The sequence below is a fragment of the Peribacillus sp. NPDC058075 genome (genome assembly GCF_042885195.1).
Classification (GTDB): domain Bacteria; phylum Bacillota; class Bacilli; order Bacillales; family DSM-1321; genus Peribacillus.
This window is the reverse complement of the sequence record NZ_JBHVSL010000001.1, coordinates 2991202-3013883: the sequence shown is the minus strand read 5'-3', so window position 1 is coordinate 3013883 and position 22682 is coordinate 2991202. Positions and strand designations below refer to the sequence as shown.

The following is a 22682-nucleotide window of genomic DNA, read 5'->3' as shown; positions in this document are numbered from 1 at the left end:
AAGTAAAGCCCCCACTAAGTGGGGACGATTTTATTTTCAGCCTTTTTTGATGTCATTTAGCTTGATAATGAACGACGTGTTCAACGAGTTTTTTCGTGACCTTCCCCTGATATTCTAAATAATCCAAATGGCCGATAATTTCTGACATGACGAGCGGGAATTCCGTTATATACTTATGTTTGTAAAACTCCTTTGCCAGTTCATTGCCTGTAGAAATTCCGGATTCTATCAAGGCTAGTATTTTTTGTGATTTTCTCTCTATGCTGTTGAGTCTTTTTTCAATCGTATGACCAGGTTGTTCAATGAAGTTACCATGACCAGGAAAGAGGAGATTCACCCGTAATGCTAAACATCTTTTTAATGAATCAATATGATCTACAAGAGTCAGCATTCTATTACCGTTTTCATCAGGTTCGATCAAGGCATTGCTTGATAGATGTTCAATCAATAAATCACCGGCAAGAAGCCGTTTCCCTTCTTGGTCAAGGAATGCAATTTGATCAGGGGCATGTCCTGGAAATTCGATCACTTCAAAATTCAGCCATTGCTTTTCCGTGATTGCGATGATGTCGCCATTCAGTTTTTGATCTTTATTATTATCGACCGCGTTGAATAGGTAAGCCACTTGTTTATCTCCAAGTTCACCACAGCCCATCTCATGGTAAAGTTGCTTATAAAATTCAATTCTCATACTTAAGAAGTCAGGGTCCCTTTTTAAACGGGGAATGGATTTAGAATGGGCATAAACGGGAATCGGATGGTGTTCGGTAATCCGGTTGACCAAACCAACATGGTCTCCATGGTGATGGGTTAATAAAATTTCCGTTATATCTCCAAGGGTAAATCCATTTTCGTTTAATGTTTGCAGCAGTGCATTCCAGCAGACGTCATCATTCATACCTGCATCGACTAATGTTAAAGATTCATCCTGTTTAACTAAATAAAAGTTTATACTTTTTAAAGATAAAGCGCTTGGAGCTATAATTGGATAAATTTTAAATGTTGTATTCGTTTTCATTTTCATGAACGTCCCATATCCTCCTAAATCGAGATAAACTTCATCTGGAAATTACTAATGACCGAATAGATTTAAAGGGTTATTATCCTATGATTAGTTGAATGAACTGAAACTGTCAAGCGGAAGCTTCCAGGCAATCGAGAAATTTAATAGTAAGATTGATTGGAAATGAATGGTCTATTTATCTAGTTTATTTTAAAATTGAATAAACAAGCCAGTAATTTAGCCAATATTCTTTTGATTTTTTTGTGTAATGAAAAACTGAAGGCGACAAAAGGTGCAAAAATGCGTTTCATGGAACGAAACGGTATAGGAGGTTTATGGTTTGAAGCGAAAAATTTATATTACAAGGAAATTGCCAGAACAAATCATCGAAGGTCTTAGTCAAAATTATGAAGTCAGGATGTGGGAACAAGAGGATATACCGGTCCCTAGAGAAGTCCTTGAAGAAGAAATAAAAGAAGTCGACGGGCTGCTGTGCTTATTGACGGAACAAATCGATGAGTCACTGATTGAACAGGCGGCTAATCTTAAAATCATCGCGAATATGGCAGTGGGCCATAATAATATCGATGTTCAAAGTGCAACAAAAAGGGGCATCATGGTAACGAACACCCCAGGGGTTCTAACGGAAACGACAGCGGATTTAACCTTCGGCTTACTGCTTGCAACGGCGAGAAGGATGATGGAGGCTGAAGATTATTTAAGGAGTGGAAAGTGGGAAACCTGGTCGCCGATGCAGCTGACCGGACAAGATGTATACGGTGCAACGCTGGGTATCATCGGGTTAGGCAGGATTGGGGAAGCCCTTGTCAAAAGAGCTAAGGGATTCGATATGAATATAGTTTATTTTAATCGAAGCCGTAAATATGAACAGGAAAAAAAATTAGGAATCGAATATCAGCCTCTTGAAAAATTGCTCCAAATCTCGGATTTCGTTTGTGTCATGCTTCCGCTCACACCGGAAACCAATTACATGATTGGCAAGGAGCAGCTTGCATTAATGAAAGGGACGGCTGTGCTCATAAATACCGCAAGAGGCGGGATTATCGATGAAAAAGCTTTGTACCAGGCGCTGGAAAGTCGAGGAATTTGGGCGGCTGGATTGGATGTATTCGAAGAAGAGCCCGTCCCTGTGGACCACCCGCTGCTAACATTGCCCAATGTGGTTACATTGCCGCATATCGGCAGTGCTAGCATTGCCACAAGATTGAAAATGGCAGCTTTGGCTGTACAAAACTTAATAGAGGGGTTATCTGGTGATACTCCCCGTAATTTAGTATTTTTGAATAAAAATGATCCTAACTGAAATCGTCTGCAACGTTTTTCAAATGAAAAACGGCAGGCAAGCTGACTTTACTTCGAGTTTGTCTACAGTATATAGTGACTCCAAAATGGGGTCATTTTTTATTGGCTTTTTTAGCCGAAGCTGAAAATGATGCTCAAAAGGATTTGCATCCGAAGAATCGTATTAACCTTTAAACGTTTTCCTTTATCCTCACATTAATGCTTAATTGAGTGCGAAAAGGAAGTAACGAATTCAAGTGAAGCATACTTATCGTAAATTATGCCAATCTTTTGTAAAATAAAGAAAGTCGGGTTTTATTTAGGAGAAACAATTAGTTGAAAGGGATAGGGTAATAATGATTGAAATGAAGGAAACGATATCATCGGGCAACGAAATGACTAAATCCAAAAGGCTGTTGATGGCTCTTATGCTGGGATCTTTTGCAGCGATTGGACCACTGTCACTTGATATGTATTTACCTGGCCTCCCTACACTGGCAGAGGATCTGAATAGCAGTACGTCTTTAGCGCAGCTGAGCTTGACGGCCTGCTTATTAGGATTGGCTTTGGGCCAAATTTATTTAGGGCCTCTAAGTGATGCAAAAGGAAGGCGGACACCGTTAATCATATCTTTATCCATTTATTGCATTTCATCTCTGTTATGCGCTTTTGCTCCAACCATTGAATTGCTTTTATTATTACGTTTTATCCAAGGTATTGCGGGAGCGGGAGGCATTGTCATTTCAAGGGCCATAGTTCGTGACCTTTTTTCAGGAACGGATTTGACCAAGTTCTTCTCCATGTTAATGCTGGTGAATGGGGCGGCTCCGATATTGGCACCGGTTTTTGGCGGTCAGCTTTTGCAGTTCACTTCTTGGCGGGGAGTTTTCATTGTCATTTCAGTATTAGGTACCATGATGGTTGCGGCTGCATTTTTTGGGATAAAGGAAACTTTATCGTCTAATTTCAGGAGTGCCGGTGGGGTGAATGATACAATCAGGACATTTGGGAACTTATTGAGGGATCGTGTGTTTATGGGCTATGCTTTTTCACAAGGATTCATAAGTGCCGCTATGTTCGCTTATATTTCCGGATCACCTTTTGTTCTCCAGAACATTTATGGGGTTTCCCCACAGACCTTTAGCCTGATTTTTGCAATAAACGGAATCGGGATCATCATCGCTTCACAAGTTGCCGGGAAGCTGGCAGGGAAGGTCAAAGAAGAAAAACTGCTTCAAATGGGATTATGTCTAGCTTTGTTTGGGGGAACATTACTTCTTGCCTCAGTCCTTCTTGAAATGGGGTTGGCAGGAATTTTGGTCGCTTTATTCCTCTCCGTCTCCAGCGTAGGTATTGTCGGTACAACGAGTTTTTCTTTAGCGATGCAAAATCAGAAAAAAACTGCAGGCAGTGCTTCGGCTTTAATTGGCCTGCTTCCATTCATTTTAGGATCACTAATGGCTCCACTGGTGGGATTAGGTTCAGGTGAGTCCCCCTTGCCGATGGGAATTGTGATGGTAAGTTGTCATGTCATCGCCATGTTCGCTTATTTACTCCTTGCCCGTCGCGGATTAAGGCGAGTTGCTTAAAAAGGAAAAAAGCTGGAATCCTGATGTGGATTTCAGCTTTTTCTTTTAAGGGGTAAGTATGAATCATAATAGTGATTCTGCTCCATCGATATAAACTTCCGTGCCCGTAACATGGGAGGACATGTCTGATGCTAGGAACAATACGAGATCACCAGCTTGTTCGGTAGTCCCTGCTTTCCTCGCGAGGGGCTGGGAGCCTTGCGGATATTCAATGGGAATCGTGATTTTTTTTAAGTTTTCATCTTCCGGGAATGTGTTATCGTGAATGTTCGTATCAATCGAGCCGGGACAAATGGTATTTACCCTGATTTTATATCTTGCCAATTCGAGTGCAGCCATTTTACCGAAAGCGACTTGACCTGCCTTGGATGAACTATAAGCGGAAAAACCAAAATTCTTGAAATATCGGTTTCCATTGATGGAGCTGTTGATTACGATGCTGCCACCCGTTTCCTTCATGTAAGGAATGGCGTATTTGATGGTGAGAAAGGTACCTTTGAGGTTAATTGTATGTGTCTGATCCCAATCTTCTGGCTTTATGTCTTCTATAGGGGCAATCACTCCGTTAATGCCTGCGTTTGCAAATACAAAATCAATTTTCCCAAAATGTTCATAGGCCGTCTTGTAGGCATGTTCAACTTGCTCGGCCTTGGATACATCCGTTTTAATGATTAAAGCCTCTCGACCAAGGTTCTCCACTTCTTCCTTCACTTTTTCGGCATTTTCGACTGTACGGTCAAAAAAGATGATGTTCGCACCGTTTTCAGCTAGTTTCAGTGCAGCGCCCCGGCCAATTCCCGATCCTCCACCGGTAATGATGGCAACTTTGTTTTTCATTAATTCTGTCATAAACTTCACACGCTCCTTTTAAGTATTCTATTCCCAATTTGGGAGTATGTAGAAACATCATGGCAGTGGTTATATAGAAAAATTATAAACGAATATTGCCTAAAAAATCCAATTTAAACAATTGTGAGTGTTCATTATACTTTGTTTTTCAGTGAAATGTCTGTATATTGAGGACATAATTAAGTTAGCTTGAAAGGGGATAGGATGTTGATAAGATTAGGAGTAATAGGTACAAACTGGATCACGGAACGATTTTTGGAGGCTGCAAAGCATGTAGAGGAGTTATCTTTAACCGCCGTGTATTCACGTACAGAAGAGAAAGCCAAGGAATTTGCCAATAAATACAAAGTACATACCACTTTTACGAATTTAGAAGAAATGGCTGCCAGCGATGAAATCGACGCTGTATATATAGCAAGCCCTAACTCTCATCATTGCAGGCAAGCCGTGTTGTTTTTACAAAATAAAAAACATGTACTATGTGAAAAACCAATGGCCTCGAATGCGGCAGAAGTAAGGGAAATGATTGAGGCAGCAAAACAAAATGATGTGCTATTGATGGAAGCGATGAAATCGACCATCATGCCGAATTTCGAAAGTATAAAAGGGAATCTGGATAAAATCGGGAAGATTAGGCGTTTCTCGGGAAGCTTTTGCCAATATTCATCACGCTATGATTCATATAAAAAAGGAACTGTGCTGAATGCATTCAATCCGGAATTCTCCAGTGGCTCTTTAATGGATCTAGGCATTTACGTCCTCTATCCACTTGTTATACTGTTCGGTAAACCGAATAAGGTGCAGGCATCAGGAACGTTGCTTGAATCAGGAGTTGATGGGCAGGGGACGATTCTGCTTTCTTATGATGAAATGGAGGCAGTCATCATGTTTTCCAAGATTACTGAATCCAATTTGCCATCGGAAATTCAAGGTGAACTTGGAACCATCATCATTCAGAAAATTTCAGGACCGCAAGCGGTGGATATTCAGTATCGGGATGGAACCACTGAAAATATTTCTGTTAAACAGGATATGCCTTCCATGTATTATGAAGCGAAAGAATTTGTAGGCTTGATACAGCAGGGGAAAATGGAATCCGATATAAATTCATATGCGAATTCACTGTTGACTATGGAAATCATGGATGAAGCAAGAAAGCAAATTGGGATCGTCTTTCCTTCAGACCGAGGTCATGGCCAATCATGAAGGGGAAAAATGGATGTTACTCATAACCCTTAATTGGGTAGAATTCAGTAGAGGGATAATTTAATTGTTGGAGGAATGGACATGAATTGCAAAATAAATCGCAATGCAGCAAAAGTCTTACAAAAAATGCTGAGCACTGAAGAAGCCGAAGGGAAAATGATTCGGGTATATATCACCCATATGCATGGCGATCATGCCCATTATGAAATGAAGCTGGATACACCGGCAGAGCATGATGAAATCGTCAAAACAGATAAAGAAATCGATATTTTGCTTGATTCACGTGAAGAATTTCTTGATGGTGTCTGGATTAAATATTTTTATGTACCTGAAGAAGGCTTTGAAATCACAAATCCTTCTAAAGAACCTCACGGACATCATCACCACTAAGAGTAAAGGGGGAGGATTGGCATGAATCAAAAATACGAAAAGATTTTTCAACCATATATATTTCCATCAGGTGTCGAAGTGAAAAATCGTATCATGATGGCTCCTATGACCACTTATTCTTCGGATGCTCAAGGCGTTGTAACCGATGATGAACTGGCCTATTACGCAGAAAGGTCGGCTGGTGTAGGTGCGGTGGTCACGGCATGTGCCTATGTATCTGCTGGAGGCAAGGGATTCCCAGGCCAACTTAGTGCAGGTGACGATTTCTTTATCCCATCCTTGAGAAAACTAGCCGAAACGATTCAGTCCAACGGCTCAAAAGCGATCCTGCAAATATATCATGGAGGCCGGCAAAGTCCGCCGGAATTATTGCCTGATAACCAACCTGTTTCTGCAAGTGCCATTGCTTCCAGCGAGGAAGCGCCTGTACCGCGGGAAATGAGTGAAGATGAAATTCAAGACATTATTAAAGCATTTGGAGAAGCAACAAGAAGGGCAATCGAAGCAGGATTCGATGGTGTGGAAATCCATGGTGCCAATACGTACTTGCTGCAGCAATTCTTCTCGCCACACTCCAACCGCCGTACGGATAACTGGGGTGGAACACTGGGAAAACGATTGATTTTCCCGCTTACCATTGTGAATGAAGTTGAGAAAACGGTTGCTGAGCATGCGAAAAAGCCGTTTATCATCGGCTACCGCCTTTCTCCTGAAGAAGGCAGCAATCCTGGAATCACATTAGATGATACGATTCAATTCGTTGATAGATTAGCGAATCAAAACCTGGATTATCTACATATATCGGTAGGCCACTTCTGGAATGGCTCATTCCGCGAAAGTGATAGGACAAAGTCGCGCATCGTTAAAATTTACGATAAAGTAGGTAATCGTATCCCTGTTGTCGGTGTAGGATCACTGCATACACCCGATGAAGTTGCAGAAGCTATGGAAACGGGTGTCCCTTTTATCGCCCTAGGCCGCGAACTTCTTATGGAACCGCATTGGATTGAGAAAATCAGGTCTGGAAAAGAAGCGGAAATACGGACCACCCTTTCAAAAAAAGATCAGGATGAACTGGTCATTCCAGATCCGCTTTGGGAAAAGTTGATTGGGATAAAAGGTTGGCTCCCGGTTGTAGGGTAATGAGTAACATCTTGAATATATGGTAACCCGTCCTCCTTAGGTGGACGGGTTTTTGTATGTGTTCTTGAATCTGGATTTAATCATTCCATGATAGTAAATAATATCATGAAGGCTTATGTTTTACTTGAATTAAAAATTAATATTTGTGCCAATAAATAAAATATATTATTATAAATTTAATAAGAGGGTATGAAATGGAGGGTTATAATTGAAGTTTCCACACGATTTTTTATTCGGAGCAGCTTCCGCCTCTTTTCAAATAGAAGGAGCATGGGATGAAGATGGTAAAGGTATAACGAATTGGGATGTCTTCTCAAAGATTCCGGGGAAAACATATGAAGGTACAAACGGGGATGTAGCGATCGACCATTATCATCGTTACAAGGAAGATATTAAATTAATGGCAGAGATGGGACTTGAATCATATCGGTTTTCCATTTCATGGGCGCGTATTTTGCCAACCGGGGACGGAGAAATCAATGAAAAAGGTTTGGAATTTTATAATAATGTTATTAATGAATGCTTAAAATATGGGATTGTTCCATTTGTTACGCTGTATCATTGGGATTTGCCTTTAACGCTTGAACAAGATGGGGGATGGACGAATAAGCGAACAGCTGAAGCTTTCGTCAAGTATGCGGAGATTTGTTTTCGCGCATTCGGAGATCGCGTCAAACATTGGATCACGTTTAATGAAACGGTTATGTTTTGCGGTTTGGGGTATCTAAAAGGAGCGCACCCGCCTGGAATCCAGAACGATGAAAATAAATACTTCCAAGCGACACATTACGTTTTTTATGCACATGCCAAAGCGGTAGAGGTATACAAGGGACTGAATCATTACGGTGAAATTGGGATTACCCATGTATTCCTGCCGGCATATAGTATCGATGACAAACATGAGAATGTATTAGCTGCTCGGCATGCCAATGAATATGAAACATTTTGGTATTATGACCCAATTTTAAAAGGTGAATATCCAGCTTATGTGGTTGAGCAATTAAAGGAAAAAGGCTGGACGCCAAGTTGGACTGAAGAAGAACTGGATACGCTAAAAAGAAATGCGGGGAAAAATGATTTTATTGGACTCAATTATTACCAGCCCATTCGCGTGGAAAAAAACCGGGAAGCGATTTCAAACATGGAGCATTCAAGAGAAACATCTACTCTAGCACCAGGAAACCCTTCTTTTGATGGATTTTATCGGACCGTAAAAATGGAAGATAAAACATATACAAAATGGGGCTGGGAAATCTCACCTCAAGGATTTTTAGATGGGCTGCATATGTTAAAAGACCGTTATGGTGATATTAAAATGTATGTTACAGAAAACGGACTTGGTGATGAGGATCCGATTATCGATGGTGAAATAGTGGATGTTCCCCGTATTAAATATATTGAGGAGCACTTAAAAGTGATTAAGCGGGCAATCAAAGAAGGCATCCATTTAAAAGGATATTACGCATGGTCTGTTATTGATCTATTAAGTTGGTTAAACGGGTATAAGAAGCAATACGGATTTATTTACGTGGATCATCATGATCAATTAAACCGGAAAAAGAAGCTGTCTTTTCATTGGTATAAGCATATAATCGAGACGAGAGGAGAAGAGCTGTAAACTGAAAGAAAACGTATATAGAGCATGTTTTGAGCGATCTATCTCAAAACATGCTTTTTCTATTGGGCATTAATCAAGTTTTCTGATATGGGGAATTAGTCCAAAGTTCAAACCTCCTGATTCGTAGTCTGAATCTCCGGCCTCAAATTAACTAGACTGGAAGTATGGTCCCGGATTGTAATGTAAATGTAAAAATATGAAAGAAGTTGTAAACAAATGTTAATGTTACTAATAATGTACAGCTTTACGTTTTACTGTATAATGTTGAAGCGTGGTTGAGTTCATGTGAAATAACTTAACATAAGGAGGTTGCATATGACGATTATTTCTTAGCTTTGAAAAGTCCCCCCGCATGGTTTGTCCCGTTGAAAAAACCTACAATAGTTAGATTCATTTCGATCAAGCAACTCCCTCTAAAATGAAAGAATGCCATTTTTCCTGATGATGGTAGATCCAAACTAAAAAACGACTAAGGATGTGAGTTTTAAAAAGATGATAAAAGATTCTAGATTTCAAGGATATAATATGAAGGGTTTTCAAAAGGACGTAACGGCAGGATTGGTCGTAGGTGTTGTAGCCATCCCTTTAGGATTGGCTTTTGCAATTGCTTCAGGCGTCGAACCGATATACGGGTTATATACGACCATCATCGCAGGAATCCTCATATCGATTTTAGGTGGCTCCAAGTATCAAATTGGGGGGCCAACCGGGGCGTTCGTTCCTTTATTATTTGGAATCGTTATGCAATATGGGTATGAAAGCCTGCTTATTGCCGGGTTTTTAGCGGGGATTATGTTAGTCCTGATGGGTCTGCTTAAGTTAGGCAATTTGATGAAGTTCATTCCCCGTCCCGTCATCATTGGATTTACAACGGGAATTGCGATAATAATCTTTTCAGGACAAATTGCCAACTTCTTTGGTATGAAAGTGGAAAAACATGAAGCGTTCATGGATAACATGATGGAACTTGTGAATAAAGCAGACACGATCAATCTATATAGTGTGATTGTTGCGATTTTATGTTTTGTCGTCATATTGCTAGCACCTAGACTTTTGCCACGAGTGCCAGGACCGCTTCTGGGTCTGCTGATTTCCACAATTGCAGCTTACTTTTTATTTCCCGATAAGGTGGCTACGATTGGTTCCACGTATGGAGCGATTCAGAAAGGTTTTCCGGAATTCCAAGTGCCGGAGCTATCAGTGGAAGTCATTATCACACTCCTTCCCGTTGCTTTTACGATTGCCTTGTTAGGCGGTGTCGAGTCGTTGTTATCCGCTACCGTGGCCGATAACATGGGGGGAACCAAGCATGATAGTAATAAGGAATTGGTTGGGCAAGGAATCGCGAACATCGCAACCCCATTCTTCGGCGGGATACCTGCAACAGGTGCCATTGCCAGGACTGCTACCAATATAAAAAGCGGGGCAGTCTCCCCGATGTCCGGAGTCATTCACGGAATTGTCGTTTTACTGGTTTTGCTGGTGCTTTCTCCATATGCAGCGCATATACCTTTGGCTAGCATGGCGCCCATATTGATGTTTGTTGCCTGGAATATGAGTGAAAGAAAGGAATTTGCTCATGTATTGAAAACGAAGACGGCAGATTCTGCGGTTTTGCTAGTCACCTTCCTCGTCACAGTCTTCACTGATTTGATTATGGGAGTGGGAATCGGTTTATTGATTGCCTTCATCACCTTCATTGCAAAAATGAGCCACACGTTAAAAGTCAGGGAAAGAAGTCATGAAATTACCGAGATTGTTCCAATTGATAATTCGGACTCAAAAATCAATGTGTATAACTTGGAAGGTCCCCTCTTCTTTGGTTCGATAGACGTCCTTGAGTCATCGATATTGGAGAACTTGGATAATAAGACGAAAGTGTTGGTATTAAGCATGCGCCGAGTAACATATATGGACACTTCAGCAGAGGCAGCACTATTGGCGATTGTTAATCGCATCGGAAAATATAAGGGGAAATTAATCATTTCCGGAATTCAGCAGCAACCAAAGGAATTGTTACTCAGCACTGGGTTGTATCATAAAATAGATAAACAGCACTTTTTTAAATCGAAGGAAGAGGCGCTGTATTTTGCCAAGAAGCAGTTGAAGGGCAATTCGGATAAAGTAGTCTAATAGTTTCATCCTCGAAGTCACCTTTTTGGATAGTTATGTTATAGTATCGTTAACAGTAGATTTTTAAAAGAAGGTGACTATCTGGGTGAATGTATATCGGATTGGCCAGCTTGCTGAACTTGCGAATGTTTCGAGAAGAACCATTGACTATTACACACAATTAGGAATGCTGAACTATGAAAAAACTGGGTCAAGATATCGGTATTACACAGAAGATGCTTTAAATCGTCTTCAAATGATAAATCGGTATAAAGAACAGAATATGCCTTTGACTGAAATCAAGGAACGGTTACAACTCTGGTCGGAAACCACTGTTGATTCCGAGCAAGTGCTCTTGATGGTGGACAAGCTTTCTACAGACCTTAAAGGACTGGAGAATGAATTGCTAGAATTAAAGCCTTTATTGGAACAGCTCGATGAACAGCAATTAACATATGCTGCACAACAGCTTTCCGTTCGGGGCAGCTCTTTATTGAGTATCCTTGCCATGCTCGCCTAAGCTTTTTGCCAAGTTCAACAAAAAAAAGACCTGATTGGGTCTTTTTTTGTTAACTGGTCATTTAATGAAAACTTCAAACTCATGAGGGAACCTTACTTTATATACGATAGCGGTACTTTAATTTGGAAGAACGGAGTCTATAGATCTTTTTTCAATAAAGATGAAGGATATAAGTGATTGGAAAAAGAAGAACATAAGTATCTACTACTATATGAAGAGGTGAAAGGGAATGATTGGGTCGATAGTTACGACGGTAAAAGGGCATCTTCAAGGTACTATGGAAAATGATATATGCGTTTGGCGTGGAGTCAGGTATGCGAAAGCGCCGATTGGGAGTCTGCGTTTCCTCTCACCGGAGCCGGTTGATAAGTGGAGCGGTGTCCTGGATGCAGTGGACTATGGTCCGATTCCCCCGCAGCCGATGGATCGGGCGGTAAGGACAGGAATGGCCGGAAATGAAAAAATGGATGAGGATTGCTTGTTCCTGAATATTTGGTCGCCTAGAGCCGATGATAAAAAACGCCCGGTCATGGTGTGGATTCCTGGAGGGGCATATGTAACGGGAGCTGGATCCCTTGATATGTACAATGGACAATTACTGGCTAAGAATGGAGATGTAGTTGTAGTAAGCATCAACTATAGGCTGGGGGCACTGGGATATCTGGATTTTTCCGAGTTGGCAGGTGATGGGGAAATATTTGAAACCAATTTAGGTTTACGTGATCAGGTTGCGTCTCTGAAATGGGTAAAAGAAAATATAGAAGCGTTTGGGGGCGACCCTGATAATGTTACGATATTTGGTGAATCAGCTGGTGGCAATGCGGTGACGACTTTACTTACTGTTCCTTCAGCAAGAGGTCTTTTCAAACAGGCCATTGCGGAAAGTCCCGCTCCGACATCCGTTTACGGAAAAGGATTTGCGCGCCAATTCAGTGAAAGGTTTCTTGAAATATTGGGTATTGGAAAGAGTGATATCCACCGCTTAAAGACACTTCCTGTTCAAGAAATTGTCGCGGCCTCCTACCAACTCTTGCAGGAAAATTCACAGGCCATGCCGGGCTCACTATCATTTGCACCTGTCGTAGATGGTGACTTCCTGCCCGATTATCCACTAGATTCGATTCGATCCGGAAAAGCGAAGGGAATACCCTTGCTTATAGGAACAAATAGGGACGAAGCGACGTTATTCGACCAGATGGATCCCCCATTAATTCCAACTAATGCGACGATGATTCAGAAAATGTTCGAAAACACTGACCCAGAGGCGAAAGAGCGAATTACGAATGCTTATGTAAACTACCCAGAAAAGGAAGCTGCACTTGGCATTGGCCGTGATGCGACTTTCCATATTCCCTCGGTTTGGTATGCGGAGGCATACAGCCGCTTTGATAAAACATGGATGTACCGTTTTGATTATAAAACGGCGGCAATGCGCATAAGTAAATTAGGGGCGACACATGGTATGGAAATTCCTTTTGCCTTCCAGACTTTCGACTCGGCATTTGGGAAACGGATTACTTCATATGGTTCAAGGTCAGCTGCCCTAAAGGTTTCCCATAGAATGCAGGGCCATTGGATCAACTTTGCGAAACATGGAAACCCCAATCCCCCGGAAGGCGAAATCTGGCCGAAATATGATGAAAGAAATCACTACACAATGATTTTTGATAAAAAGGATTATATTGAAAAAGATCCTGACGGAATGATAAGGTTGGCATGGGAAGGGGTAGGGATTTACAAGTGAAAAATAGCGGCTTGGAAGAAAGCGGGGAGAACATGGATATCCATAATTTCATGTCAACGAAAGAGTATGCGAAATCTTTGGATCAGGAAGATCCATTAGTTTCTTACAGAGAGGAATTCTACTTAAACCCCGGGATGATTTATATGGATGGCAACTCATTGGGACTTTTATCGAAGCGGGCTGAGAAAAGTTTAATGAAGTCATTGGAAGATTGGAAAAGGTTTGGAATCGATGGGTGGACGAAAGGCACCGAGCCCTGGTTTTACTTTTCTGAGAGATTGGGTGAATTGAGTGCCCCCTGGTAGGTGCTTTAGAGGATGAAGTGATAATGGGAGGATCGACTACAGCTAATCTGCATCAGCTTGCCGCCACTTTTTTTGAACCGAGAGCTGGCAGGAATAAGATTTTGGCGGATGAATTAACCTTCCCGAGTGATATCTATGCACTTCAAAGCCAGCTCCGATTGCATGGGCTTGACCCTTCGGCACACTTGGTTCAGGTGAAAAGCCGAGATGGTAACTTCCTTAAAGAAGCTGATATCATTGCCGAGATGAACGAGGAAATAGCGCTGATTGTACTTCCGACGGTTTTATATCGAAGCGGTCAGATCCTTGATATGGAGAGGTTAACAAAGGAAGCGCATGCGCGTGGAATCATCATAGGATTCGATGCCTGTCATTCCGTGGGTGCCATCCCGCATTTGTTTGACAACTGGGAAGTGGATTTCGCGTTTTGGTGTAATTATAAGCATTTGAATGGCGGACCAGGATGTGTAGCGGGGTTATATGTGAACCGTAGGCATTTTGCAAGGCTGCCCGGGTTGGCTGGATGGTTTGGCTCGCGGAAAGATAAGCAGTTTGATATGGAACATGCCTTTACCCAGGCGAATTCCGCAGGTGCCTTTCAAATTGGAACTCCCGATATATTAAGCATGGCTCCGCTTTTAGGCTCGCTTGAAATGTTTGCGGAAGCGGGGATAGAACAAGTCCGGAAGAAATCCTTGAAGCTGACTCAATATCTTATGGATTTAATACATTCGGAATTAACGGGATATGGATTTGAGATTGGGAGCCCAAGGCATGAAGCGAAAAGGGGCGGTCATATCATCCTTGAACATCCAGAAGCTGCAAGAATATGTAAAGCATTGAAACAAGAGGCCATCATACCCGATTATCGTGAACCGAATATGATTCGTTTAGCACCTGTTGCTCTTTATACCTCTTTTCAGGATGTCTATGAAACTGTACAGGTGCTTAAGAGGATCATGGACGGCAGATTATATGAGAACTATGAAAATAAAAGGGGAATCATTGCCTAGAATGGGAGCAACATATGGAGAAAAATAAACTGCATCGTGAATTATCATCGAATCAAATCACAATGATAGCCATGGGATGTGCAATTGGCACCGGGTTATTTTTAGGCAGCGGCCTTGCGATTTCAACGGCAGGTCCAAGTGTACTTATCAGCTATGCAATAGGTGCATTCATTGTCCTTCTGCTGATGGGCTGTTTGGCTGAAATGACTGTAGCCTATCCAACATCGGGATCCTTTGGAACCATTGCTGAAAAATATATAAGTCCATTTGCGGGTTTTGTTGTGAGGTATTCATATTGGATAGCGAATGTTCTTGCCATCGGTGTCGAAGTGAGTGCCATCGCTGTTTATATGAAATATTGGTTCCCTGCTGTACCTGGAAGTGTTTGGATTTTTCTTTTTGCTGCACTGCTAATCTATGTAAATGCGACAAGTGTCAATACATTCGGGAATTTTGAGTATGTATTTTCAATGATCAAGATAAGCGCCATTGTCATATTCATTCTACTGGGTGCCTATGTAGTGATTGGTGCCGGACCTTCAAGCGGGATCGGTGTAGAGAACTATGCCAATGATGGAGGATTCATGCCTTTCGGATTTTGGGGGCTTTGGGTCGCCATATTCATTTCGCTCTTCAGCTTTTTAGGAACTGAGTTGATTGCGGTGACGGCGGGAGAAGCAAAGGACCCGGATATAGCCGTCCCTAAAGCTTTGAAGGCAACTGTCTTCAGGCTTGCCACTTTTTATGTATTGACTATCGGGATCATGTTAATGATTGTTCCCTGGCAATCTGCCGGTATTGATAAAAGCCCATTTGTTAAGGTAATGGAAATCCTGAATGTTCCCGGGGCATCGGGGATCATGAATTTCATTATTTTAACCGCTGCTTTATCCGCTATGAATAGTCAATTATATGCCTCCACCAGAATGATATTTTCGTTATCCGAGCAAAAGCAGGCTCCAGCCTTATTTCAAAAAGTGAGCAGGAAAGGTGTCCCGGTAAGGGCCCTTCTCATATCCACTTTAGGAATATTTCTTGCTGCAGGAGTAAAGGTCCTGCTTCCGGATACTTCATATGCATTCATGATGGGGATATCGATGTTCGGAGCCATTTTAACCTGGTTTATGGTGTTCATTTCCCATTTATATTTCAGGAAGAGATGGGAGAAATCAGGGGGCCGCAAATTACCGGTTAAAATGTATGGATTTCCATATTTAACAATTCTTGGAGCATTTCTTTTGTTTGCTTTGACTGTATCTACCTGGTTCACTGGCCCATTTAAAATCGTGTTCCAGTTCGGGGTTCCTTGGCTGATCTTTCTTTGCATCGTTTATTTATTGATGTCGAAATTCAAAAGAAAGTAAAGGGAAAGAGGGATAGTATGGATAAGGGCCCAAGAGATGAACATCGCTTGGAAGAAAGGATGGTAACTGATTTTGAAAAAGATATGTCCTATGGGGACTATCTGCATTTAAATCAAATTTTATCAAGTCAGCATCGACTTTCCGGCCATCACGATGAAATGCTATTCATCATCATTCACCAAACAAGTGAATTGTGGATGAAATTGATCATCCATGAATTGACTGCGGCAACTGATCATATAGAGGCTGGACAATTGGAGCCTTCCTTTAAGATGCTATCCAGAGTGGCCAGGATTCAACAGCAACTGGTTCAATCTTGGAATGTGCTTTCGACCTTGACTCCATCCGATTATATGGAATTCCGCGAGAAACTAGGAAACTCTTCAGGGTTTCAATCATTTCAGAACAGGTTGATAGAATTTGCGATGGGTCAAAAAAATTCGCAAATATTGGCCGTTTTCCGTCATCAGCCCGAGCTTTATGAGTCGATGATGGCAGCCTTGAATAAACCAAGTATTTATGATGCGGCTATAGGGGCTTTGGCTGCAAGAGGGCTTCCCATTGATCAATCGGTCCTGAAGCGGGATTGGTCTTTAATTTATCAGGAAAATGCAAGTGTTGAAAAAGCATGGCTGACTGTTTACCGTGATGTGCATAACTACTGGGATTTGTATGAGCTGGCCGAAAAACTCGTTGATATTGGAAGTCAACAACAATTCTGGAGATTCAATCATATGAGCACTGTAGAACGGATCATCGGTAATAAAAAGGGAACTGGCGGATCGTCCGGTGTAAGTTATCTGAAGAAAGTGGTTGAACGGCCATTTTTTCCTGAGCTTTGGACTTTAAGGACCAAACTGTAAGCTTTGAAGGGGGGGAATATCATGAATCAATGGTTAGATATTTCCCAGCGTCTTAATGAAAATACGTCATATTGGCAGGAATCAGGCGGTTGTAGCTGGCAACAGGTCAATGGAAGGACCTCAGCCGATTTCTGGAATGGGTTCCACCGGTTGAATCAGATTTAGCTCTTTTCCTTGCCAATAAAGGGTAGGCTCCTTGGGCAAGATTTACCTTCCGTCATTTGTCTCGGCAGCAAAGAATTGCCTGTCCGCAATAAACTGTCAGGCTGTGGGATTCATACCCACGAAGGGCTGGTCCGGGAGTCTTGGCTGTACGAATTGGCTGCATGGCCGCTTGCATTAGAAGCCGGCCGGTCAGGGCCGTGGTGAAAAAGAAAGGCTGAAGAGGGGGATATAAGAATGGGCAAAATTGGAGTTTATGGATCTTCCTTCGATCCAATCACGAATGTGCATTTATGGACAGCATCCACCATTGCTCATCGTGCTAAGCTTGACAAGGTGATTTTTTTACCTTGCTCAAATGGCCGTATCGATAAACAGATGAAAACGAGCAATGAACACCGTTGGGAAATGCTCAAGCTGGCAATAGGGGGCAACCCGTTATTCGAAGTCAGTGATTATGAAATTAATGAACGTGCCGGAACGAGTAAACAATATACTTGGTATACGATGGAATATTTTAAATCACGATTTCCAAAGGACGAAGTTTACTTCATAATGGGTGCAGATTTACTTGAAGATATTGATAATCAGAATTTGCCGGTGCACTTACGATGGAAATTCAGGGAAAAGCTGATTGCGAATCATAAATTCATCGTCATGGCACGGGATGGGATTGATATGCTGAAAATCATATCCAAAAGTCCATTGCTAAGGAATTATGATGATGGCAATACATTTCACCTTATTGATAAAGGTCTTTCCATGGAAATCAGTTCTACATATATAAGGGATGAATTCGCGATGGGCGGGGAACCAAGATATTTACTGCCTGATCAGTGTTATCAGTATATCGTGGACAATAAGCTGTATCAAAAAGCATCAAATTCATAAAAAGGTATTAAAAAGGGCTCGATCTCCCCGTTGGATCGAGCCCTTTTCGTTTGGTGGAATTTTTTTACTTGCAAAACGTGAATGAATTTAAATAAAAGGACGAGAAAAACCTAGTTGACAACTGGGTTAACTTTGCTTTATGGTAATGATATACAAAAAATAAAAATACTTGCTGATCAGAGAACTGAAGGCATACTATCTCCTGAATAATTGAAAGGGAAATAGCATGCCTTTTTTGTTGTAAAAAAAGGGGGAAGCTCATGAAAAAGGTAATGTTATTGATAAGTTTGATTTTAGCATTCGGTGTACTTGCGGGATGCAACTCGGAAAAAACGGAAGGCGACGGGACATCCAAGTCAGTCGAGCTTTTGAATGTGTCATATGATCCGACAAGGGAATTGTACCAGGAATTCAATGAAGCGTTCGTGAAGCACTGGAAAGAAGAAACTGGTCAGGATGTAACGATTCAGCAATCACATGGCGGATCTGGTAAACAGGGCAGGGCAGTTATTGATGGATTGGAGGCTGATGTCGTTACATTGGCATTGGCTTATGATATTGATGCCATTTATGAAGCTAGTAATTTGTTAGCGAAGGATTGGCAAAAACGTTTACCGGAGAACTCGACACCATACACTTCGACCATTGTGTTTTTGGTGAAAAAAGATAACCCTAAAGGCATTAAAGATTGGGATGATCTGATTAAAAAGGATGTATCCGTCATTACCCCAAATCCAAAGACAAGCGGAGGGGCAAGGTGGAATTACCTGGCTGCCTGGGCTTATGCGGAGAAAAATTTCGATAATGACGAAACAAAAGTGAAGGATTTCATGAAAAAACTTTATCAGAATGTTGAAGTCCTGGATTCAGGGGCCCGCGGTGCAACGACCACTTTTGTGGAAAGGGGAATTGGTGACGTACTAATCGCTTGGGAGAATGAAGCCTATTTAACACTGCAAGAATTCGGTGATGACAAATATGAAATCGTCAATCCTTCAATCAGTATATTAGCAGAGCCGCCAGTAGCTGTTGTCGATGAAGTGGTCGAGAAAAAAGGAACAAAGGAAGTGGCTGAAGCTTACCTGGAATACCTCTATACGGATGCCGGTCAGGAAATTGCCGCGAAAAACTTCTATCGTCCAAGGGATGAGAAGATTCTTGCTGAATATGAAGACCAATTCGCCAATATCGATATGGTGACAGTTGATGATACGTTTGGCGGCTGGAAAAAAGCCCAGGAAACACATTTTAATGATGGTGGTACATTTGACGAGATTTATCAACCGCAATAAGCATGAAGGAGAAGATGGCTTTACCATCTTCTCCTTCATAAATCAGAAAAAGGGCTGGGGCGAAGCGATGAATATAGTGACAGAAGGTAAACAGAAGAAAAAGAGGACCATACCCGGTTTTGGATTGACGATGGGTTTTACGCTGCTGTATCTCTCCATCATCGTTTTGATCCCGTTATCGATGGTTTTTCTAAACACATTTTCAATGGGGTTCCAGGATTTTTGGGCGACCATAACTGAACCAAGGGTTCTCGCTTCTTATAAATTGAGTTTCATGACAGCGTTAACTGCGGCCTTTGTGAACGCAGTTTTTGGTGTGTTAATAGCCTGGGTGCTTACTCGTTATGAGTTTCCCGGCAAACGGATCATCGATGGACTGGTTGATTTGCCATTTGCCCTCCCGACGGCCGTGGCAGGGATTACGTTGACCACCTTGTATTCACCGAACGGATGGATCGGGCAATTTTTCAGCTTTAAAGTCGCTTTCACTCCCGCCGGGATCATCATCGCCCTTATATTTATCGGTCTGCCATTCGTGGTGCGGATGGTTCAACCGGTGCTTGAAAATATTGAAAAAGGGATGGAAGAAGCATCTGCCTCTTTAGGGGCGAATCGAATGCAGACATTCATTAAAATTATCTTCCCGGAATTGATTCCAGCGATATTGACAGGTTTTGCACTTTCTTTTGCGCGGGCACTTGGAGAGTATGGATCCGTTGTCTTCATTGCCGGAAATATGCCGTTTAAAACGGAGATTTCCCCGCTGATCATCATGACAAAGCTTGAACAGTATGATTATGAAGGTGCTACAGCAGTTGCCGCTGTCATGCTCATTATTACATTTATAATCTTATTCACCATCAATATCTTACAATGGTGGACCGGCAAAAGATATTCAGGGAAGTAGGAGGGATATGATGGAACATGATAATTCCGTTGTTGCAAATGCGAATCACCCAGTCATGATTACGAGAAACGCAACTAAAGAGCCTAGATCCATTCAGTGGATCCTTATTTCCATTGTATTGCTATTTCTCACTTTGTTTTTAGTTGTCCCATTAATCGCGATCTTTGTAAAAGCCTTTGAAAAAGGTGCCGAAGCATATTTTGCGGCCATTGTGCATCCTGATGCCGTGGCTGCGATTAAGTTAACATTGATCGTTGTCCTTATCACCTTGCCACTCAATGCCATATTTGGAGTGGTTGCCGCATGGACCATAACAAAATATGATTTCAAGGGAAAAAACTTCTTAATAACATTGATAGATTTGCCTTTTTCCGTTTCACCCGTCATTGCCGGGTTGATTTTTGTCCTTCTGTTCGGCTTGCATGGAACACTTGGTCCGCTGCTGCAATCTCTGGACATTAAAGTAATCTTTTCAATACCAGGGATTGTCATCGCCTCCATTTTCATTACCTTTCCATTCATTGCGCGCGAATTGATCCCGCTCATGCAAAGCCAGGGGACGTCTGAAGAAGAGGCCTCACTCACGCTCGGTGCAGGAGGGTTTAAGACATTCTGGTATGTGACGCTCCCCAATATAAAATGGGGACTTCTATATGGAGTCATCCTTTGCAATGCAAGGATAATTGGGGAGTTTGGAGCTGTATCGGTCGTATCGGGCCATATACGGGGCATGACCAATACGATGCCGCTTCATATTGAAATCTTATACAATGAATATCAATTTTCGGCCGCTTTTGCCGTTGCATCCCTGATGTCCATTTTTGCAATCATAACCTTGATCATTAAAAGCTTCATTGAGTGGAAAACTGACTTTAAATCAACCAAAGCGAGATAGGAGGAATGAAATGAGTATCATCATTGAAAATGTTACAAAATATTACGGGTCCTATCAAGCACTCCGGAACATCGATTTGGAAATAAAGAGCGGTGAACTTGTTGCCCTGCTTGGTCCTTCAGGATCAGGAAAAACGTCATTGCTGCGTATCATCGCGGGTCTTGAACAGGCTGAGAACGGAAAGATCCTTTTTAATGAAGAGAATTACACGCATAAACATGTAAAAGATCGAAATGTTGGTTTCGTCTTTCAGCATTATGCCCTTTTTCGCAATATGACCATTTTTGATAATATTGCCTATGGATTAAAGGTACGCCCTAGAAAAATAAGGCCCAGTAAAGAAGTTATTGCACAAAAGGTTACCGAATTGCTTCAACTCGTCAAGCTGGAAGGATATAAAGATCGTTATCCAGCGCAATTATCAGGCGGCCAGCGCCAGCGTGTCGCATTGGCAAGGGCACTTGCCGTTGAACCGCATATCCTCTTGCTTGATGAACCATTCGGGGCATTGGATGCCAAGGTTCGCAAAGAACTTCGGCGTTGGCTAAGAAGACTTCACGATGAATTCAATGTTACAAGTGTATTCGTGACGCATGATCAGGAAGAGGCGATGGATGTTGCTGATCGGGTCGTAATTATGAATGAAGGGAAAATTGAACAGATTGGAACTCCGGAAGAAGTATATGATCACCCGGAAAATCCATTCGTTTATGATTTTCTCGGCAGTGTCAATCTTTTCAAGGGCAACGTCCACCAAGGGAAATTGGTAACTGGGAATGTGGAAATGAATGCCCCGGGCAGTGAAGATGGAGCGGGCACTGGTTATGTAAGGGCTCATAACTTTATCATAGAAAGGGAACCAACAGAAAAGGATTCGATCGCATCCATAATTGAGCACATTCATACAATTGGTCCAATCGTCCGGATAGAAGTCATTCGTCAGGATACAAACGAACCGCTGGAAATCGAACTGACGAAAGAACAATATTTGAATCTGGAAATAAGCAAAGGAGAAAGGGTATTCGTCCGACCGAAAGAATTGAAAGTTTTTGTCGACTTTATGGCTGGAATTTAAGGATGGGTCGAATATTGACGAAAAAACCGCTGATGAGCGGTTTTTTTTATGGGAATGCCAGCGGACCTGCCAATACGAAAGGTAAAGGAGCAGCAATCTGTTACAAAAGGGCTTCCATGCATTCGCAAGTGGTTAGTTTTGCCTGCCAATAGTCTCTGGTCCCTTGGTGCCAAACACTAGATAGAAAGTCTTGCATCAAATTACGAGGTTATTTATGTAAGATATTGGATGTTTTATCACATGGAAAAGTCGAATTTTTATGTTTAATGTTAAAATTGAAATATAATTGTAATATTGTTATTACGCATTTGACAAAATGTGATGATATACTACGATTTAGATGAAAACATAGTAGAGTTTAAGAAATGTATTTAATATTATCTCAACCTTAGAAGATTACATAATGAGTAAAAAAAATAGAGAAGAGTTCCCAGCAATT

The 22682-nt window shown here is 41.8% G+C and carries 20 protein-coding genes and 1 pseudogene; 19 read left to right on the top strand and 2 right to left on the bottom strand.

Annotation, left to right across the window (positions count from 1 at the left end):
* Positions 1-52: 52 nt before the first annotated feature.
* Entirely contained in the window at positions 53-1024 is a 972-nt protein-coding gene (locus ACFVS1_RS14945; protein ID WP_387548452.1) for an MBL fold metallo-hydrolase, read from the bottom strand.
* A gap of 319 nt (positions 1025-1343) precedes the next feature.
* On the opposite strand from ACFVS1_RS14945, the gene ACFVS1_RS14940 reads away from it, so the two are divergent.
* Both ACFVS1_RS14940 and ACFVS1_RS14935 read left to right on the top strand, forming a co-directional pair.
* The gene (locus ACFVS1_RS14940; RefSeq protein ID WP_387548449.1) at positions 1344-2327 is read left to right on the top strand and encodes a 2-hydroxyacid dehydrogenase; all 984 of its coding nucleotides are present in this window, start codon (positions 1344-1346) and stop codon (positions 2325-2327) included.
* Between the two features lie 334 nt (positions 2328-2661).
* Positions 2662-3894, top strand: coding sequence for a multidrug effflux MFS transporter (locus tag ACFVS1_RS14935; RefSeq protein ID WP_387548446.1), 1233 nt, complete (start codon positions 2662-2664; stop codon positions 3892-3894).
* A gap of 63 nt (positions 3895-3957) precedes the next feature.
* Here ACFVS1_RS14935 and ACFVS1_RS14930 read toward each other — a convergent pair whose 3' ends face one another.
* Positions 3958-4743 (bottom strand): SDR family oxidoreductase, encoded by a 786-nt coding sequence (locus tag ACFVS1_RS14930; RefSeq protein ID WP_350301801.1) that lies wholly within the window; start codon positions 4741-4743, stop codon positions 3958-3960.
* Between the two features lie 207 nt (positions 4744-4950).
* Between ACFVS1_RS14930 and ACFVS1_RS14925 the strand changes: the two genes are divergently transcribed.
* The 17 genes and pseudogenes from ACFVS1_RS14925 (at position 4951) to ACFVS1_RS14845 (ending at position 22395) form a co-directional block, all read left to right on the top strand.
* Positions 4951-5949 carry a Gfo/Idh/MocA family protein gene (locus tag ACFVS1_RS14925; RefSeq protein ID WP_387548442.1) on the top strand — a complete coding sequence of 333 codons (999 nt, stop codon included), beginning with the start codon at positions 4951-4953 and terminating at the stop codon, positions 5947-5949.
* 81 nt (positions 5950-6030) lie between these two features.
* Entirely contained in the window at positions 6031-6339 is a 309-nt protein-coding gene (locus ACFVS1_RS14920; RefSeq protein WP_352921835.1) for an iron-sulfur cluster assembly accessory protein, read from the top strand.
* 21 nt (positions 6340-6360) lie between these two features.
* Positions 6361-7482, top strand: coding sequence for an NADH-dependent flavin oxidoreductase (locus ACFVS1_RS14915; RefSeq protein ID WP_387548439.1), 1122 nt, complete (start codon positions 6361-6363; stop codon positions 7480-7482).
* A gap of 208 nt (positions 7483-7690) precedes the next feature.
* Positions 7691-9100 (top strand): glycoside hydrolase family 1 protein, encoded by a 1410-nt coding sequence (locus tag ACFVS1_RS14910; RefSeq protein WP_387548436.1) that lies wholly within the window; start codon positions 7691-7693, stop codon positions 9098-9100.
* Positions 9101-9592: 492 nt separating this feature from the next.
* Positions 9593-11233, top strand: coding sequence for a SulP family inorganic anion transporter (locus ACFVS1_RS14905; protein WP_387548433.1), 1641 nt, complete (start codon positions 9593-9595; stop codon positions 11231-11233).
* An 85-nt stretch (positions 11234-11318) separates the two neighbouring features.
* Positions 11319-11732, top strand: coding sequence for a MerR family transcriptional regulator (locus tag ACFVS1_RS14900; protein ID WP_352921830.1), 414 nt, complete (start codon positions 11319-11321; stop codon positions 11730-11732).
* A 229-nt stretch (positions 11733-11961) separates the two neighbouring features.
* Positions 11962-13476: a carboxylesterase/lipase family protein gene (locus ACFVS1_RS14895; RefSeq protein ID WP_387548429.1), complete on the top strand. Its 1515-nt coding sequence runs from the start codon at positions 11962-11964 to the stop codon at positions 13474-13476.
* A gap of 32 nt (positions 13477-13508) precedes the next feature.
* Positions 13509-14794 (top strand): annotated as a pseudogene (gene kynU, locus ACFVS1_RS14890) (kynureninase).
* A 14-nt stretch (positions 14795-14808) separates the two neighbouring features.
* Positions 14809-16158, top strand: a complete 1350-nt coding sequence (locus tag ACFVS1_RS14885; RefSeq protein ID WP_387548427.1) for an amino acid permease — start codon at positions 14809-14811, stop codon at positions 16156-16158.
* A 17-nt stretch (positions 16159-16175) separates the two neighbouring features.
* Positions 16176-17021, top strand: coding sequence for a tryptophan 2,3-dioxygenase (kynA, locus tag ACFVS1_RS14880; protein WP_387548424.1), 846 nt, complete (start codon positions 16176-16178; stop codon positions 17019-17021).
* 21 nt (positions 17022-17042) lie between these two features.
* On the top strand, positions 17043-17186 hold the full coding sequence (locus ACFVS1_RS14875; RefSeq protein WP_387548421.1) for a hypothetical protein: 144 nt from the start codon (positions 17043-17045) through the stop codon (positions 17184-17186).
* A gap of 234 nt (positions 17187-17420) precedes the next feature.
* Positions 17421-18074, top strand: a complete 654-nt coding sequence (gene nadD, locus ACFVS1_RS14870; protein WP_387548418.1) for a nicotinate (nicotinamide) nucleotide adenylyltransferase — start codon at positions 17421-17423, stop codon at positions 18072-18074.
* A 260-nt stretch (positions 18075-18334) separates the two neighbouring features.
* Entirely contained in the window at positions 18335-19366 is a 1032-nt protein-coding gene (locus tag ACFVS1_RS14865; protein WP_352921818.1) for a sulfate ABC transporter substrate-binding protein, read from the top strand.
* Between the two features lie 67 nt (positions 19367-19433).
* Positions 19434-20273 carry a sulfate ABC transporter permease subunit CysT gene (cysT, locus tag ACFVS1_RS14860; protein ID WP_387549378.1) on the top strand — a complete coding sequence of 280 codons (840 nt, stop codon included), beginning with the start codon at positions 19434-19436 and terminating at the stop codon, positions 20271-20273.
* A gap of 55 nt (positions 20274-20328) precedes the next feature.
* Positions 20329-21168, top strand: coding sequence for a sulfate ABC transporter permease subunit CysW (cysW, locus tag ACFVS1_RS14855; RefSeq protein ID WP_241590580.1), 840 nt, complete (start codon positions 20329-20331; stop codon positions 21166-21168).
* A gap of 10 nt (positions 21169-21178) precedes the next feature.
* Positions 21179-22243: a sulfate/molybdate ABC transporter ATP-binding protein gene (locus ACFVS1_RS14850; protein WP_387548415.1), complete on the top strand. Its 1065-nt coding sequence runs from the start codon at positions 21179-21181 to the stop codon at positions 22241-22243.
* 14 nt (positions 22244-22257) lie between these two features.
* Positions 22258-22395, top strand: coding sequence for a hypothetical protein (locus ACFVS1_RS14845; protein ID WP_387548413.1), 138 nt, complete (start codon positions 22258-22260; stop codon positions 22393-22395).
* Positions 22396-22682 lie beyond the last annotated feature (287 nt).

Excerpts from the sequence above, each read along its gene's own strand:
- ACFVS1_RS14875 (WP_387548421.1), top strand. The coding sequence starts at position 17,043 with ATGAATCAATGGTTAGATATTTCCCAGCGTCTTAATGAAAATACGTCA.
- nadD (WP_387548418.1), top strand. The coding sequence starts at position 17,421 with ATGGGCAAAATTGGAGTTTATGGATCTTCCTTCGATCCAATCACGAAT.
- cysW (WP_241590580.1), top strand. The coding sequence starts at position 20,329 with ATGATTACGAGAAACGCAACTAAAGAGCCTAGATCCATTCAGTGGATC.
- ACFVS1_RS14920 (WP_352921835.1), top strand. The coding sequence starts at position 6,031 with ATGAATTGCAAAATAAATCGCAATGCAGCAAAAGTCTTACAAAAAATG.
- cysT (WP_387549378.1), top strand. The coding sequence starts at position 19,434 with ATGAATATAGTGACAGAAGGTAAACAGAAGAAAAAGAGGACCATACCC.
- ACFVS1_RS14865 (WP_352921818.1), top strand. The coding sequence starts at position 18,335 with ATGAAAAAGGTAATGTTATTGATAAGTTTGATTTTAGCATTCGGTGTA.
- ACFVS1_RS14885 (WP_387548427.1), top strand. The coding sequence starts at position 14,809 with ATGGAGAAAAATAAACTGCATCGTGAATTATCATCGAATCAAATCACA.
- ACFVS1_RS14930 (WP_350301801.1), bottom strand. The coding sequence starts at position 4,743 with ATGACAGAATTAATGAAAAACAAAGTTGCCATCATTACCGGTGGAGGA.
- kynA (WP_387548424.1), top strand. The coding sequence starts at position 16,176 with ATGGATAAGGGCCCAAGAGATGAACATCGCTTGGAAGAAAGGATGGTA.
- ACFVS1_RS14945 (WP_387548452.1), bottom strand. The coding sequence starts at position 1,024 with ATGAAAATGAAAACGAATACAACATTTAAAATTTATCCAATTATAGCT.
- ACFVS1_RS14895 (WP_387548429.1), top strand. The coding sequence starts at position 11,962 with ATGATTGGGTCGATAGTTACGACGGTAAAAGGGCATCTTCAAGGTACT.
- ACFVS1_RS14905 (WP_387548433.1), top strand. The coding sequence starts at position 9,593 with ATGATAAAAGATTCTAGATTTCAAGGATATAATATGAAGGGTTTTCAA.
- ACFVS1_RS14915 (WP_387548439.1), top strand. The coding sequence starts at position 6,361 with ATGAATCAAAAATACGAAAAGATTTTTCAACCATATATATTTCCATCA.
- ACFVS1_RS14850 (WP_387548415.1), top strand. The coding sequence starts at position 21,179 with ATGAGTATCATCATTGAAAATGTTACAAAATATTACGGGTCCTATCAA.
- ACFVS1_RS14935 (WP_387548446.1), top strand. The coding sequence starts at position 2,662 with ATGATTGAAATGAAGGAAACGATATCATCGGGCAACGAAATGACTAAA.